Raw genomic sequence first — 16036 nt, forward strand, 5'->3', positions numbered from 1 at the left:
TAAGAGAATACAGGTATGGATTTAAAGCAAATAGAAAAGCTTATGATTGCTATGGGTCGCAATGGTATGAAGCGTTTTGTGATCAAACGTGAGGGGCTAGAACTCGAATTAGAAAGAGATACTGGTGATAGACAAAATCAAGAACCTGTATTCTATGACAGCCGACTATTTGCCGGGTTTTCACAAGAACGACCTATTCCTATGGATTCTAGCAAAGCCGTCAGTCAAGAACTTGCCTCCGATAAAACCGAGCAATCTCAACAAGCAGCCGGAGATTTTATCAGCTCACCCCTCGTAGGGACATTCTATAGCGCTCCTTCACCAGATGCTCCCGCATTTGTGAAACCAGGTGATATAGTTTCTGAAGATACTGTTGTCTGTATTGTAGAAGCTATGAAAGTCATGAATGAAGTTAAAGCAGGGATGTCAGGCCGTATTGTAGAAGTATTAATTACTAATGGTGATCCTGTACAATTTGGATCCAAGTTATTTCGTATAATTAAAGATGAATAATGAAAAAAGTCTTAATAGCCAATCGTGGAGAAATTGCTGTACGGATTATACGTGCGTGTCATGATCTAGGACTAGCAACTGTCGCAGTATATTCACTGGCAGATCAAGAGGCATTACATGTATTACTAGCAGACGAAGCAGTGTGCATTGGAGAACCTCAATCTGCTAAATCCTACTTAAAAATCTCTAATATTTTAGCAGCTTGCGAAATCACAGGAGCTGATGCCGTCCATCCAGGTTATGGTTTTTTAAGTGAAAACCCCAACTTTGCCTCCATATGTGAGAGTTGCGGTCTTACCTTCATAGGCCCTAGTTCAGAATCCATTAAAATGATGGGAGATAAAATAGCCGCTAAACAATTAGCAAAGAAAGTAAAATGTCCCGTAATTCCTGGATCTGAAGGCGTTATTAAAGATGAATCTGAAGGGTTAAAAATAGCAGAAAAAATTGGTTTTCCTATAGTTATCAAAGCTGTTTCCGGAGGAGGAGGGCGAGGAATTCGTATAGTACAAGAGAAAGATGAGTTTTTTAAAGCTTTCTCAGCAGCAAAAGCAGAAGCAGAAGCAGGCTTCAATAACCCAGATGTATACATTGAAAAATTTATAGAAAATCCTAGACACCTTGAAGTACAAATTCTAGGAGATAAACATGGAAACTATGTTCATCTAGGGGAAAGAGATTGTACAATACAACGACGTAGACAAAAACTCATAGAAGAAACGCCGAGCCCTATTCTTACCCCTGAATTGCGGGCTAAAGTAGGAAAGGTAGCCATAGACTTAGCAAAAAGTGCAAATTATTACTCCGTAGGTACGGTAGAATTCTTATTAGATAAAGATAGGAAATTCTACTTCATGGAAATGAATACGCGTATTCAGGTAGAACATACGATTACAGAAGAAGTCACAGGAATAGATCTTCTTAAAGAACAAATCTATGTAGCTATGGGTAAAAAGCTCACTTGGAAACAGAAGAACATAACTTTCAAAGGTCATGTCATTCAGTGTCGTATCAATGCTGAAGATCCTAGCAATAATTTTTCTCCCTCTCCAGGCAAATTGGACTACTATCTCCCACCAGCAGGTCCATCTATACGTGTAGATGGAGCATGCTATAGTGGATACGCAATTCCTCCTTACTACGATTCCATGATCGCTAAGGTTATTTCTAAAGGGAAAAATAGAGAAGAAGCAATAGCTATAATGAAAAGAGCATTAAAAGAATTCCACATCGGGGGGATTAGTTCTACTATTCCTTTTCATCAATTCATGCTGGACAATCCTAAATTTGTTAATTCTGAGTACGATATTAACTATATCGATAATCTTTTATCTCAAGGTGACCCTTTATTTTAGTGCGTAATATTAAAAGCTAAAGCTATTACAATTTCAGACACCCTCCCTAGCCAAAATAGAAAACTTAGTCACTGAGTTACTTTGTTATCTTCTAGCTGGCGGGAAGGGGGGGTTCTGGTGTATATGGTAAATACGACTATGTTGCAGACTTTGTTGAAATCCGGATTTAATTTTTCTAACAGCATACGCTTGCATAGAACGCTCTCGAATTTCCGCCATAGCTTTATCTACTAATACTGCTGCCACTGTGTGAGCACCTACTTGTATTTGATAATTAAAAACAGTCTCTGTAACTTGCTGAAGATCTAATCTAACATTTCCCTGTGTGAGGATTTCACTTCTAGCTGAATTCCTCCAAAAATTAGAAAAGGATATTTTATTAATGAGAACTTTCACATCACGCTTACATGTTTTTACAATATTTTCTAGTCTAGAAGTATGATTAGGCCAAGAGTGTAGGGGGATGACGAAGATTCTTTGAGAGTTTGAGGTCCCCGGGAAAGCTGAATGATACGCACAGCTACAATAAGTAGCGTGTATAGAAGACATACTACTTCCTCGAAAATTTAGCTGTAAAATTATATAATATTTTTACATTTGATTATTTCTTAACAAACGCCCTCTCTAACGTATTCTCTAGTACCTTGAAAAGATTAAATAACATCCTTCTAGTTATAGATAATGTAAAAAACTGGACTAGATCAATTGCCAATATATTCTCTCTGACAGTGCACAACACAATCTTATGTACGTCAAGTTTATCTACTCAAGAAGAGGGGGTGGGAGGAGGTACCATACGATTAAGATTCCTATGCTTCTTCGATGAAAATTCATGCCCTGATGGTACTACAAAAAATCCTTCTATATGTGATGAATAGACAAATTCCAGAATATTGCTTTAAGTCCACACGAAATTCTTCCTTTATCTACAGGAAGTTTAGCAACCTTCTCTGGTCCTGCAATATACCGAACTATGAGAGATCGCATGTGAAATTACAATTACTCTTATTGTTAAACAGATCAATACATCTCAGTCCCAAGAAAAGAAAATCTTCGTAGTTACTGCAGTATTTATTGAACAAGACTAGAATTTAAAGTCATATGATGGTGGAATTATTCTTCCTTCAGGAAGAAGAAATAAGAAAAAGGTCTTCTGCGTTACTTAATTGACAAACAATAAATGAACGATCTACGCGGGTGACATGGGAATGATATTCAAATATGTGAGACTAAGAGTATTCTGTTGTGATTTGAACGCAACACGAAAGGTCTGATAATATGAATTATGTTGCATCAGATTGTAGAGTCATCTCAATATAACCTATGGCACGTTCTAGGTCACCAATCTACAACAATCCAGATTCATTGCGTTTTAAAAAAATTTTTATATACTAGATCGATTTAATCAAATAATTAGTACAGTCCTTATGCCTCAAACTAGTTCCATAGCCATACAATGTTCTTCAAATTATGATTCCCCAGTATACTGTAATCTAACTACCAAAGAAATGGCCTTCATTCAACGTAGATCCTGTTATAGACTATTCTTAGATACTATGATTGTAGTACTTGGGTTTTCCACACTGATTTCTATGTGCATAGCAATCTTTTTCTTTAGTGGCCTCAATATGTTGAATCTAACGACCATCGTCATAGTATCTGTACTCATGGCATTGGGAATTTTATTTATTAGCATTGGCACATTGTTCCTTATTAACAATATAGATCAAGGAATCTCAGGAATTTTAAGAGACCGATTAACTGAAGCAAATAAAAAAATACAAGAGCTGACTGACCTTAATAATACCAACTCCATACCAGATCCTGTCCAAGAATCCTCTAATCCCTAAAAAACAATCAACCAACAATAGAAAAAGAAACTATTTTCTACTTCCTACAGAATTGTTTTCATCTTGTACAGTACACACATCTTCCTTAACTTAAGGAGAATCAGAATAAAATTAGTTTTTCAATCTTTTTATCGCAAACAAAGTTACAAATTGTTAGTGTATTCTTGCTGTAAACCAAATATTGTGAAAATGAGGTAATAATATGAGCAAAAGCCACGTTTTTCTATCAAAAATCAAGTCGTTAAGCTATTTGCTTCTAGCTGCAGCTGCTGTACTTATTTCCGGATGCGAATCTGAAGATGTTTTCGTTAAAGATCCTTCTGAAGCTCAAGAGGCTGTAGATGTTTCTCCTCGATTTACAGAAATTGGTGATAGTAATTCTATATGGCTAGAAATTCAAGAACGCTCCAGTTTTAACCATACAAATGTTGTACCTATCGTTCTTTATGATGATCTAATGAATCCTGAAGTAAGAGCTACTGTTATTGGATCTGCTTGGGCTGTTCCCGTGGATATCCAATCTGCAATCCGTGTATTTAACTCCCGCAACAAATCAGAACGATCCTCAGAAAAGGTTCTCAATGAGAATTGTGCTGATATTAACGTGATCCTTTTAGAAAGCGATCCTAATCATACTTCTCATGTTTCAGGAATACTCTGTGGTGTTAACCAACAAGAATTTACAATTTTATGCGAGAGATTCCCTCATCATAGTCTTCTGCCCACACTAGTATCTAAGTCAGAAAATGATACAACTGTATACAGCTGCGGCTATGTGTTTTCTGTAACTGATCCTAACTTTATCTCCTTACCCGGAGACCAACCTTCTGCAGAACGATTCCTAGAAATCTGGGCAGCTATTGACTCTGACATAGTTCAGAATGCCTATGGTCAAAAATTCATAGATGACTTTGTCCAAACAACTTTCCTAGCTAATGGAGATAGTATCGAAAGTTTAATTAAATAAAAAATCTTCATAAAAGAAAAAATTTCTCTTCATATAAGAAAAGCCTGATGAGGCTTTTCTTATTCAAAAAAAATCTCTTCTATCAAATTTATCAATGTCTACCCATTTATAAGCTCAGTGAAGACTACTAGCCAATAGACTGTATAAATTGCAGACCAAAAACTTTTACAAGTATTTTGAAAGATATTAATATTATTCCAATAAAGAGCTAATAACTAATGATTTAACTCATAGATGATATTACGTTTTGAGTAGTATTTATTTACTTATAGCATAATCACTAAAACACCTGACTATGCAGTCAAATATAACTTATAAAAGTTAAATAGAGACAATCGTGTTAAGTAATGAAGTTATCTTTTTCGCTCAGGCTTCTCTTATCATTATTCTAGGAATCACTTTTGCTTCGAGAAGTATAGCATGGCTAACAGCCTGGTTATCTACACTATCTATAATTATGAATGTTTTCGTATTAAAACAAATCATTCTGTATGGCCTAGAGGTAACTTCAGCGGATGTTTATCTCATTGGGATGCTATCTTCCTTAAACTACTCGAGAGAACTCTATGGAAGGAATAAAGTTAATGAAGCCATGTTTGGTTCATGGATCATTACTGTGGCTTTCCTAATTATCACTCAGCTACATCTAGCTCTTATTCCTTCTAGCAATGACGTTTCTCAACCACATTTTATTGCCTTATTTTCTCCTACTCTTAGGCTAATTATAGCATCTCTAATTACCCTAATTTGCGTACAAACTATAGATCTTGTGATTTTTACCTATCTAAAAAAGTTATTTCATAATAAAGCTTTCGGGACTCGCTCTGCTTTATCCCTTATTCTATCGCAAATTCTAGACACTCTCCTATTTTCATTTTTAGGTCTCTATGGACTAGTAGCTAATCTCGCCCATGTTATGCTTTTTGCTTTCATTACGAAAATGTTTATAATCATCTTGTCCATTCCCATGGTGTCTCTAGGAAAATTTCTAAAAACTAAGATTAAACTAAATCATATTCCATAAAAATTATTATGATTCATTGCTTTAGAAATTCTATTTACAGGAAAGTAATCACAAGATACTCTGATTCCCTATTTCTAGTCATATAAGCAAAAATTAAAAATCCTAGCTTCCTAGAACCGTGGCACTAAAATTTCATGTTCTTCACCAGTCTAAAAAATCACAAGCTCGTGTCTGTCAAATAGAAACAGCTCACGGAACAATTGATACTCCTGCTTTTGTCCCTGTAGCAACAAATGGTGCTCTGAAAGGTGTTTTAGATCACAGCCGTATTCCCTTAATGTTTTGTAATACATACCATCTACTTGTACATCCAGGAACCCAACATATTGCTGCTATGGGAGGTCTACATAAATTTATAAATCGCCATGCTCCTATTATAACAGACTCGGGAGGGTTTCAAATTTTTAGCCTTGCTTATGGTTCTGTAACAGAAGAAATCAAAAGTAAAGGAAAGAAAAAACACTCTTCATCTATTTTAAATATTACTGATGATGGGGTCTGGTTTAAATCTTATCGTGATGGAAGCAAGCTTTTCTTATCTCCAGAAACATCAGTTCAAGCACAAAAAGATCTAGGGGCTGATATTATCATTCCCTTAGATGAACTCCTTCCCTTTCATACTGATACAAACTATTTTCTATCCTCTTGTTCTCGTACGTATATCTGGGAAAAACGTTCTTTAGATTATCATAGACAATCCCCTGGATATCAATCTATGTATGGAGTCATCCACGGGGGAATTGATCCAAAACAAAGAAAAATAGGCTGTCAATTTGTTGAAGAACATCCTTTTGATGGATTTGCTATCGGTGGAAGTCTAGGAAGAAACTTTCAGGAAATGGTCAATGTTGTTGATATTACAATGAGATATCTATCTAAAGATCGTCCTGTACACTTATTAGGAATTGGAGATCTTCCTTCTATACGAGCTGCTGTAAAATTTGGGATTGATTCCTTTGATAGTTCCTACCCTACGAAAATAGCGCGTCACGGACTAATTCTTTCTTCTCCTAAGCCCATAAAAATTGATAATCATGCCTATTCTCAAGATCCTACGCCCATAGATCCCAACTGCCATTGTCTTACATGCACTTCGAATATCTCTAAAGCTTATCTCCATCATCTATTCAAAGTACATGAGCCAAATGCCGGTATATGGGCATCTATTCATAATCTACATTATATGCAAGAGGTAATGAAAACTATTCGAGAACAAATTCTTAATGATGAAATTTAATCCATGAAATTATCTCATTGTGGGATAGTTTAATTTACAGAAAACTCACTCAAAAGCAAAATTTTGTCCTCTATAGACTACTAAATCCCCCGATTCATTACTTTCTAGAACTTTGAGATACAATAAGGAGACAGGAAATTGCACAAAATGCTAATGCAGATGCCATAGGTATAGTAATAAATCCAAAAATGAATAACTTAGTGGAACAAGACACTCTACCACAAATTTCTAATGTCATTCCTGATATTTCTTGAAGACAAATTTGATAAACAGCAATCCCCATTCCTATAAGAGACATAGGTAGTGCATAGATTTTCACTAAGGCATCATCACGATATGTAGCAATTCCCAAAATAATGGATAAAGGGAATAAACAAATCCTTTGATAATAACATAAAACACAGGGTTCTATGTTCAATAGATAACTATAATAAACACTAGTTATTGTTCCTATACAACAAATTAACCAAGCAAAATATAAACTATAGTTACGCAGTAACTTAATCATTAACGTCCTCATTCTGTAAATGACGTATTTGTCGAATGGCGCGCTCTAATTCTTCAAAAGTGGGATCTTCTATTAAGTAATCCCCGACAACAGCAGTGGGCGTTGCTAACTGTCCTCCTAATACCTGAGAGCCATAAATATTATTTTTCTTGATTTGTTCATCATACTGACGATCATTTACACACTGCATTAAACCTTTGGGATTGATTGCACGTCCAGAATATGTCTGTAATCCTTCAGCAAGCTTTGTTAATACTTCAGGAGTTGCCCAACGCTTTCCCTCTTCCTTGGGATACATAAGTAGCCTATGAAAATATTCAACATAAGCATTAACATCGGGATGACGAGGATCATGATGGTAAATACACATCAAAGCCTGAGCTGCAGGCTTTGATCCACGAATAAAACACACAGGAATTAACGTAAAAGATACCTCTCCAGTATCTATATAATGTTGCTTTAATAAAGGGAAAACTTCAGTAGTAAATTCTGTACATGCTGAGCATGAAGGTTCTTCAAACACTGTAATATTAATAGGAGCATAGGGGCTGCCCAATGTAGGGAAATGTTTAGCATTTGTAGGAATATGAGATTTAGGAGGAAGAAGAGTATGCTTTTTATAAAACATTAAACAAAAAGCAAATATAAAAAAAATGCTGGTAATGACAACAAGGATCTTTTTATTCAAAATACTTTCTCTTTTCTTCAAATCTCATAAAGAAATTAGAAATAAAACAAAGAAATAAAAATTGAAATGCATTTTTTCACTACGAATGATCGAGAAATAGTCCAATGTGCTCAGTGATTCCTAAAGAATCAACGCTAAAAATATAAAAACCTTTTAGTTTTATTATTTTCTCTCTATGGATAAGAAAAACTTCCTCTTTTTCTTTGTATGGATAAAGAAAGCATAGAAAACATCTATAAGCATTTTCGCTATCGATTTTTTAAATTTAGCATTCTTCCTGCTTTTTTAGGATTGCTATTGATCTGCACTCCCAGCATTCTCGATTATCACGATACTGCCATTATTCTATCGAACAGAATATGTGGGCTACTGCTTATCCTATTAGCATCACTATCTTTTATCCATCGTTCTGTACTCTGGCTTGGAGTATTCATAGGCATGTGGGAAACTATGTTTCCCTGTTTAATGAAAAGTTCTTCCACTGTTTTTGCAAACGACACCTTAATTGGTTTTGCTATTTTCGCTACTGTCTGTATTCCTCCTACCCGACCAGATCCTTTAGAAGTTGGCCCTACTCTTCCTGAAGGCATTCCTTATAATCCCTCTTCAGGAGGAAGACGAGCTGCTGTTTTAATACTCAGTTTATTAGGTTGGCTACAATCACGCTATCTCACAGCTTCAACACTAGGAATTACCCAGTCTTCCTATGAATCTTTGTTTTTTATTTATCCCGCAATGATGACTTCTTATTCTCTTTTGGTGGTATTGACCCTATCCGGAGGAGAGCGTCGTTGGCACACAAGACCAAAAATTGTCATTGTAACAGCAGTTACTCTTCTATCCACTATGGTGATGACTCTTCTTCTAATTACTTTGAAACATTTATGTCCCGAAAATTGGCTATGTTTATCCCTTACTATACAACCTGCTATTGCTAGTGTCTTTGCCTATGATGAACTCAGAGCTGCATTTTCCTACCTTGCACAATTCTCAAAGAAAAAAACTGAACTCTTTCATTTAGCATTATTTGGATCTGAATATTATAAAGAATCTTTATTTTGGGAAGAACGTACAGTTCTTCCTTTTAGCAAGGCATGCAAACAGGCATTCTTGGGGATATCCTTCCCTATAAATCTAGTTTTATCTATTTTTCTTTCTGTTATTTGTATGAAATCTGGTTATGGGAGATCTTTTAGTGGGACACTAAGAAATTATATCAGTATGTGCTGTTGGTTTATTACTGTGTTATCGATACTCTCTTTTGCTGAAAGTCTCCGACGTTTACGATGGTTTTGTCTTATTTTTAGCTCTGCTATTCTTCTTTCTCCTGTTTTCTTTCATATTCCCTTAAAATCTCCTTTTCTTATTCCTATAATCATTCTAGGCATTACTTTAATTATTTTGCCTATAGGGAAAATACAACAAAAAAAGTAACATTAGATCTATTTTAGCCTACTTACATAACCTATTGTATTGTTGTATTTTTGGAGAGCTGTTGTAATTCCTTTTTATTTTCTTTTTGCCTACGCTTTTCTCTTTCATACTTAGACATAAAAATCCCTGAAATAGTGTACTCAATTCCCTTAGATATGTCTTCATCATATGGAGAAGACTGTGATGGTTCTATTTCCGAAACGATATCCAGTGTTTTCGATAAAGTAATATAAGAAAACTGTCGCGTATATTGAGGAATAACAACATGAGTCTCTATAAAATCTGCAAGCACTTGCTTGGTAACCTTCTGTTGTTTCTCATGGCAATACTTCAGAACTTGCATATAATTACTTTCTGCTAATTGTTTATGTTTCTTCACTGCCATGGCATGGTGGAGTGAAGCGAAGAAAAATAGGGGGATCGCAATCCCTACAATTCCTAGGATAGCAGGCAGAAGAAAAGGTAGAATAATATCATGTAACAATGAAAACGCTTCGATAGGATAACCCAGCAACAAAGATCCAATTAAAAGAAGGGCAGAGGAAACAAATAAAACTATGGATCCTAATATGACCATAGGCGTTCCTTTCCAACGATGGGAATATATTTCTTGATATAGGAGTAATTTTTCTTCTGATGAGAGTACGGAATAAGTTAATTCCGTAGAAGGTGAAGGTATAAAGGAAAGAGTCATGCCAAAACACTCGATCGGATTTTCTCTATCAGCAAGTCTATACTTTTTGAAGATCGGAACCCATCATCAAATGTTATAGGGACAAGACTATAATCCTTCATTAAGAAAACAGAGTCTCCTAGAAAAGCTACGTCTCTAAAATCATGTGTCACCAAAATAACAGTTTTTTTATCTTCATCAGCAAGTCGTAGAACATAACCATATAATATTTCCTTTGTTATCACATCTAAAGAAGAAAAAGGTTCGTCTAGTAATAATATAGGCTTTGAAGATAAGCATTGGCATGCCAAAGCAACACGTTGTTTTTGCCCCTCAGAAATTTCATCTGGATAACGTTCTAGAAGTTCGTTGATCCGAAAATAATCAACAACTTCAATGAATTTTTCTGGAGGTATAGAGGAATTTCTTGGTCTTCCTAACTCTGATGCTAAATAAATATTTTTTTCTATTGTTCTCCAAGGCAATAAGGGAGATTTCTGTTGCATATAAGCAACATCCTTTTGAGTTATAGGATTCCCTTTCCACAAGATTTTTCCATCCGTTGGGGACAAAAACTTAGCAATTAAACGAAATAAAGTAGTTTTCCCTACTCCCGAAGAACCTAGAATTACTGATATTTTTCCTGGGGAAGCGACAAAAGAGGCGTCTTGGAATATCAACTTGTTAGCATAGGAATAACTAAGTCCCTTGACTTCTAGCATAGAAAACCAAGATTCATAATCAGAAGACAGTTTGCGGTTACCAAGACTTGAACTTGGGACCTCGACATTATCAGTGTCGCGCTCTAACCAGCTGAGCTATAACCGCGAATATGGAGACTAGGAGAGTCGAACTCCTGACCTTCTGAATGCAAATCAGACGCTCTACCAGCTAAGCTAAGTCCCCTAAATACTGCCTTTGAAAAGCATAGAAAACAAAGAGCCATTCTACTGAGTAGTAGATTTAACCTCAACTAAAGAATTACAAAACTACTAGTGTATGGAACAGATTTCTTGAAGCAAACTCTTTAAAAGAGAGTTCATATACATTTTATTTGTTTGACTATGTAATATTTTCCAGTCTTCATTACTTGGAGACTCTAAAGGATGAGGCAAAAGAATACTGACTCCTAAACATGGAACATCGTATTCATAACATACTTGAGCGATAGCTCCTCCTGCGCTATCGAAACCTTGAATAGAAGGATACATCTTCTGAAGAGAAAGAAAATAGTTCTTCGACATAGTAAAAGATTCTCCTGTGGCAATAATTCCTTCAACAAGAGCATGTTCTGAAGATGTTGTTGGTTTTAAATATCCATATGTTTTTAGTGTATCTTCTATGGATTTCTTATGATCAAGAATGAACTGTTTTCCCCCGATTTTAGCTGCTTCTCTGTAACCTGCATGCGTAGTAAATACACTCTGACAAATATCAGGAATTTCAAATCTAGGGAAAAAAGGACGCATATCAGAATCATAATTGATATATCCCTCAGTAATTAGCAAATCACCGAAGTGCCCATTTTCTGATCGAGAATAGCATGTACCTAAAATTATAATTAGATCGACACGATGTTTAAAAATCATATTACATGCAATTACAGATGCTGAAACTTTATTAGGCCATAGTGAAGAAATCACTACATATTTTCCGAAAAAATCTCCAGAATAGTATGTTCTCTTCCCTTCAAGGGTTCTTTTACTATTTCCAAACCAAGAAGAAACCGAATAATCGTTCTCTAATGTTTCTGGGGATCCTGGTAGAGCTAGGATAACTCCTATACGAGATAGTGGTGATGCTTTTTCAGAAAAAATATCTATGGATTCCCCTGGAAAAGAGGTGAAGACATAAACAAAAAAAATAACAAAAAATACACGAAGAACCATGAAGATTCCCTGTAAAGACTTTTGTCTCCTTATAAAAAAAGAAGTTGTTTAAAAAAATGAAAAATCTTTTTTAAGTGAAGACAGTTCTTTCCAAGTCTAGAGGTAGCGAAAACTAGTCTTGAAAAGAACCAACCTTCTATGCTCCGTTACTCACAAATAATCTAATAGCTCAATGAATTCATTTATTAGAGTCGAACTCTTTTCCTTTTGAGATCTATTGTAGCTCTTGCTTCGCGTACCTTAGTAATCTTAAATGACTTCGTAAACATGTCATATTCTTTGTCTAAAGCATTAGCGTTCTTATTTTTATAAACCATGAAAACCTGATAGAGCGTATGATTAACCGAAATTAACATACCTCTAAAGTAAATGTCTTCACAGCAAATCCAAAATTCTAATGCTTTATGTCCTTGCACCTCTTTTGCTTGCATAAACAACACTTGGGACTCTGGCAATGCCTGTAAAATACCAGAAAATCCCTCTTGTAGATTTAATTCGGGACGACTGATATCCACTTTTTCAGAATATTCCCAAACAGAAACAACATAGACTGTATTATCTACTTGAGTTTCAGCTATATAAGTATCATAACGTATGGTCAGATCAGATTGTGGGATCTCTATAATCTGACCAGCATGATCCGGAGATTCAGGAAATTCAGCAGAAAATCCACAATTTGATGTATAATCGTATCGCTTCCACTTCAAAACATTCTTATCTCCAGAGACTAAAATCTCTCGAACGTCTTTTTCTGCAAACCAGCCTTTAACCTTCGACAAAAACCCTGTTTTATTCTCTTTAGCCGCTAACATCACTGGGTAAACAGAATGAACGGATAATAATATGATTAATATTAATCTACTTAATGCTGAAAACATAAATAAAAATAAAATACATTTATTAATTTAATAATATTACTTCTTCGACTTTTTATTATAAATAAAACTCAAAAAAGAAAATCTCATGAAAAATCTTGTGTTTTATAAAACCTCCAAGAATAATCCTAAACTACAGAAATACGCTGATATTTATGGGGATACGTAGTGAAACAGCAAGTATTTGGAGGTAAAAGAGTTGGCGTGCTCCCTTCTAGGCATGGAAGCACAAGGTTCCCAGGGAAACCACTGGCTCTTATACTCGGGAAGTCTTTGATACAGAGAGCCTATGAAAATGCTATTCAAAGTACCCTATTAGATACTGTTATCGTCGCTACCGATGACGAACGCATTATGCATCATGTTATAGACTTTGGTGGTCAATGCGTGATGACCTCCCCTCAGTGTGCTAATGGTACAGAACGTATAGCTGAGGCTGCGTCTCGTTATCTACCTGAAGCAGATATTATCGTGAATATTCAAGGGGATGAGCCCTGTCTTTCTCCTCAAGTTATTGATACACTTATAGAAAAACTTGAAGCTTATCCAAAAATTCACATAGTGACCCCAGTCAGCCAAACAACAGATTCTGAAGAAATCTTAACAAATCATAAAGTGAAATGTGTTTTCGATAAAAACGGCAAGGCTCTATATTTTAGTCGCAGTCCTATCCCTCATATTCTAAAGAAAGAAACACCCATGTATCTTCATATGGGGGTATATGCATTTAGGAGACAAGCTCTATTTGACTATGTCAAATTGTCATCTACACCATTAAATCAGGCTGAGGATCTGGAACAACTGCGGATACTAGAACATGGAGGAGAGATTCATATTTGTGTTGTGAATGCTAAAAGTCCTTCAGTAGATTATCCAGAAGACATAAACAAATTGGAAAAATATTTAACATGCCATTCAATTGCATTTTTCTAACAGGAGGAGTTGTTTCCTCTCTAGGTAAAGGATTAACAGCTGCAGCATTAGCTCTATTACTAGAAAGACAACACCTCAAAGTAGCTATGTTAAAGCTAGATCCCTACCTTAACGTTGATCCAGGAACCATGAATCCTTACGAACATGGGGAAGTTTATGTTACCGATGACGGTATGGAAACAGACCTTGATCTTGGACATTACCATCGATTTTCTTCTGTGGATTTATCAAAATATTCTTCTGCAACTTCGGGGCAAATCTATGCTCGAGTTATTAAAAAAGAACGTGATGGATGCTATTTAGGAAGTACAGTCCAAGTAGTTCCTCATATCACTAACGAAATCATTGAAGTGATATTAGAATGCGCAAAAGAAAGCCAACCCGATGTTTTAATTGTGGAAATCGGAGGCACTGTAGGAGATATAGAATCTTTACCTTTCTTAGAAGCCATCCGACAATTTCGCTATGAACATCAGGACAACTGCTTTAATATTCACATGACCTATGTTCCTTATTTAAAAGCCTCAAGAGAAGTCAAAACCAAACCTACACAACACTCTGTACAAAGTTTACGCAGCATTGGAATTATTCCTGATGCTATTCTGTGCCGATCTGAATTTCCTCTATCAGAAGAAGTTAAAAAGAAAATCAGTCTTTTCTGTAACGTTCCTCAAAACGCGGTGTTCAACGTCATTGATGTTAAACATTCGATATATGAAATGCCTTTGATACTTTCTAAAGAAAAAATTTCTACATTGATTACTAAAAAGCTTTCTCTAAACACACAACAAGAAAATCTTCACGACTGGGAAAATTTAGTAAGCCGCTTATGTCATCCCCTTCCTGATAAAGTTCGAATCGGTTTAGTAGGTAAATACGTACAACATAAAGACGCCTATCTCTCTGTCTTTGAAGCAATAACTCATGCAGCTTTAAGCTTAAATTGCTCTGCAGAAATTCTACCTTTAGATTCTGAAGACCCTGATATCTATAAAACCTTAGAACAATGTGATGGTTGCCTAGTACCTGGAGGATTCGGCTCCCGTGGTTGGGAAGGAAAAATAGCAGCAGCACAAATCTGTAGGGAGCAAGGAATCCCCTATTTCGGTATCTGTCTAGGAATGCAAGTCTTAGTCGTAGAGTACGCCCGACATGTTCTTCGTCTAAAAAATGCTAATTCCACAGAAATAGATAAAGATACACCTGATCCCGTGATCTGTATGATGAATGGGCAAGATGCTCTAGTCGCAACTGGAGGAACCATGCGCCTAGGAGCTTATCCCTGCATTCTTACTCCGGGAACAAAAGTATATCAAAGTTATCAATCTCATGAAATTAAAGAACGCCATCGCCATCGTTATGAGGTAAATTCTCACTATATTCCACAATTACAAAATCATGGTCTAAAAGTTGTAGGGTATAGCCCCAACCATAAACTCTGTGAAATTGTTGAAGTCGAAGATCACCCATGGATGGTGGGAGTACAGTTTCATCCTGAATTTCTGTCCAAATTAATCTCTCCCCATCCCCTATTTATAGGATTTATTCAAGCAGCTATTCTCCACTCTAGGAATAAAACCTATGTGTAATCACCAGTTTTCTACATTTCTAGGAGTCGACTATGGAAACAAACGTATAGGCCTTGCTTGGGCTGCAGCTCCTCTGTTTATTAGTTTACCCATAGGTTTTATGAAAACAGGAGAAACTATAGAACAAACAGCCAGCAATTTATATAAAATCATCCAAGAAAAGAAAATATCTTGTGTCGTTTTAGGAAATCCTATTCCTATGCATAAGGAACATACATCTCATCTGCAAGAAGAAATACAAAAATTAGCATCCTTACTCCAAACGCATACCAAAACTATTCTTTGGGATGAAAGGCTGTCTTCGGTACAAGCTGAACGCATGTTAAAAACAGATTGTGGACTCAGCCGTAAACAAAGAAAAGGAAAAACTGATAGTATTGCTGCGACGTTAATTCTTTCTAGCTTTTTAGATAGTATGCCAGATCTAAAGCCATCTATTTAAATCACACTAAATCTTAGATTTATATGAATTAACAAATAAATTTAACACCAAGAAAAAAC

At 35.7% G+C, this 16036-nt stretch carries 17 protein-coding genes and 2 tRNA genes; 10 read left to right on the forward strand and 9 right to left on the reverse strand.

Features of this window, described 5'->3' with window-relative positions; genetic code table 11:
• Positions 1–15: 15 nt before the first annotated feature.
• Complete coding sequence (gene accB / locus RT28_RS01710) at positions 16–513, forward strand: acetyl-CoA carboxylase biotin carboxyl carrier protein (protein ID WP_020356251.1); 498 nt, start codon at positions 16–18, stop codon at positions 511–513.
• Complete coding sequence (gene accC / locus RT28_RS01715) at positions 513–1868, forward strand: acetyl-CoA carboxylase biotin carboxylase subunit (RefSeq protein WP_020356252.1); 1356 nt, start codon at positions 513–515, stop codon at positions 1866–1868. Before accB ends, accC begins: the two co-directional genes overlap by 1 nt.
• A gap of 84 nt (positions 1869–1952) precedes the next feature.
• Here accC and RT28_RS01720 read toward each other — a convergent pair whose 3' ends face one another.
• The gene (locus RT28_RS01720; protein ID WP_240991532.1) at positions 1953–2417 is read right to left on the reverse strand and encodes a hypothetical protein; all 465 of its coding nucleotides are present in this window, start codon (positions 2415–2417) and stop codon (positions 1953–1955) included.
• Between the two features lie 878 nt (positions 2418–3295).
• Between RT28_RS01720 and RT28_RS04990 the strand changes: the two genes are divergently transcribed.
• The 4 genes from RT28_RS04990 to tgt all read left to right on the forward strand — a co-directional run bounded on the left by RT28_RS04990 (position 3296) and on the right by tgt (position 6946).
• Positions 3296–3718 (forward strand): hypothetical protein, encoded by a 423-nt coding sequence (locus tag RT28_RS04990; RefSeq protein WP_240991533.1) that lies wholly within the window; start codon positions 3296–3298, stop codon positions 3716–3718.
• Positions 3719–3920: 202 nt separating this feature from the next.
• Positions 3921–4685 (forward strand): hypothetical protein, encoded by a 765-nt coding sequence (locus tag RT28_RS01730; protein ID WP_038500475.1) that lies wholly within the window; start codon positions 3921–3923, stop codon positions 4683–4685.
• A gap of 337 nt (positions 4686–5022) precedes the next feature.
• Complete coding sequence (locus tag RT28_RS01735; RefSeq protein ID WP_038500478.1) at positions 5023–5709, forward strand: queuosine precursor transporter; 687 nt, start codon at positions 5023–5025, stop codon at positions 5707–5709.
• A 118-nt stretch (positions 5710–5827) separates the two neighbouring features.
• Positions 5828–6946 (forward strand): tRNA guanosine(34) transglycosylase Tgt, encoded by a 1119-nt coding sequence (tgt, locus tag RT28_RS01740; protein WP_020356259.1) that lies wholly within the window; start codon positions 5828–5830, stop codon positions 6944–6946.
• A 97-nt stretch (positions 6947–7043) separates the two neighbouring features.
• Here the strand turns inward: tgt and RT28_RS01745 are convergent, their stop codons facing one another.
• Positions 7044–7454, reverse strand: coding sequence for a disulfide formation protein (locus tag RT28_RS01745; RefSeq protein ID WP_020356260.1), 411 nt, complete (start codon positions 7452–7454; stop codon positions 7044–7046).
• Positions 7447–8082, reverse strand: coding sequence for a thioredoxin domain-containing protein (locus RT28_RS01750; RefSeq protein ID WP_174362033.1), 636 nt, complete (start codon positions 8080–8082; stop codon positions 7447–7449). The genes RT28_RS01745 and RT28_RS01750 overlap by 8 nt, the downstream gene beginning before the upstream one ends.
• A gap of 267 nt (positions 8083–8349) precedes the next feature.
• On the opposite strand from RT28_RS01750, the gene RT28_RS01755 reads away from it, so the two are divergent.
• The gene (locus tag RT28_RS01755; RefSeq protein ID WP_020356263.1) at positions 8350–9576 is read left to right on the forward strand and encodes an SPW repeat domain-containing protein; all 1227 of its coding nucleotides are present in this window, start codon (positions 8350–8352) and stop codon (positions 9574–9576) included.
• 31 nt (positions 9577–9607) lie between these two features.
• Here the strand turns inward: RT28_RS01755 and RT28_RS01760 are convergent, their stop codons facing one another.
• The 6 genes from RT28_RS01760 to RT28_RS01785 all read right to left on the reverse strand — a co-directional run bounded on the left by RT28_RS01760 (position 9608) and on the right by RT28_RS01785 (position 13016).
• Positions 9608–10270, reverse strand: a complete 663-nt coding sequence (locus RT28_RS01760; protein ID WP_020356264.1) for a hypothetical protein — start codon at positions 10268–10270, stop codon at positions 9608–9610.
• On the reverse strand, positions 10267–10971 hold the full coding sequence (locus RT28_RS01765; RefSeq protein ID WP_038501283.1) for an ABC transporter ATP-binding protein: 705 nt from the start codon (positions 10969–10971) through the stop codon (positions 10267–10269). Before RT28_RS01765 ends, RT28_RS01760 begins: the two co-directional genes overlap by 4 nt.
• Before the next feature lie 32 nt (positions 10972–11003).
• A tRNA-Ile gene (locus RT28_RS01770) sits at positions 11004–11077 on the reverse strand.
• 5 nt (positions 11078–11082) lie between these two features.
• Positions 11083–11155, reverse strand: a tRNA-Ala gene (locus RT28_RS01775).
• A gap of 86 nt (positions 11156–11241) precedes the next feature.
• Complete coding sequence (locus RT28_RS01780) at positions 11242–12138, reverse strand: 5'-methylthioadenosine/S-adenosylhomocysteine nucleosidase family protein (protein WP_038500482.1); 897 nt, start codon at positions 12136–12138, stop codon at positions 11242–11244.
• 185 nt (positions 12139–12323) lie between these two features.
• Positions 12324–13016 carry a hypothetical protein gene (locus tag RT28_RS01785; RefSeq protein ID WP_038500485.1) on the reverse strand — a complete coding sequence of 231 codons (693 nt, stop codon included), beginning with the start codon at positions 13014–13016 and terminating at the stop codon, positions 12324–12326.
• Between the two features lie 165 nt (positions 13017–13181).
• Here RT28_RS01785 and kdsB point away from each other — a divergent pair, with 165 nt between their 5' ends.
• The 3 genes from kdsB to ruvX are packed head-to-tail and all read left to right on the forward strand — an operon-like array spanning position 13182 to position 15977.
• Positions 13182–13946, forward strand: coding sequence for a 3-deoxy-manno-octulosonate cytidylyltransferase (gene kdsB / locus RT28_RS01790; protein ID WP_020356268.1), 765 nt, complete (start codon positions 13182–13184; stop codon positions 13944–13946).
• Positions 13922–15535 (forward strand): CTP synthase, encoded by a 1614-nt coding sequence (locus RT28_RS01795; RefSeq protein ID WP_038500489.1) that lies wholly within the window; start codon positions 13922–13924, stop codon positions 15533–15535. The genes kdsB and RT28_RS01795 overlap by 25 nt, the downstream gene beginning before the upstream one ends.
• Positions 15528–15977, forward strand: a complete 450-nt coding sequence (ruvX, locus tag RT28_RS01800; RefSeq protein ID WP_020356270.1) for a Holliday junction resolvase RuvX — start codon at positions 15528–15530, stop codon at positions 15975–15977. Before RT28_RS01795 ends, ruvX begins: the two co-directional genes overlap by 8 nt.
• Positions 15978–16036: the final 59 nt, after the last annotated feature.

This window comes from Chlamydia avium 10DC88, assembly GCF_000583875.1.
In the GTDB taxonomy this organism is placed as follows: Bacteria; Chlamydiota; Chlamydiia; order Chlamydiales; family Chlamydiaceae; genus Chlamydia; species Chlamydia avium.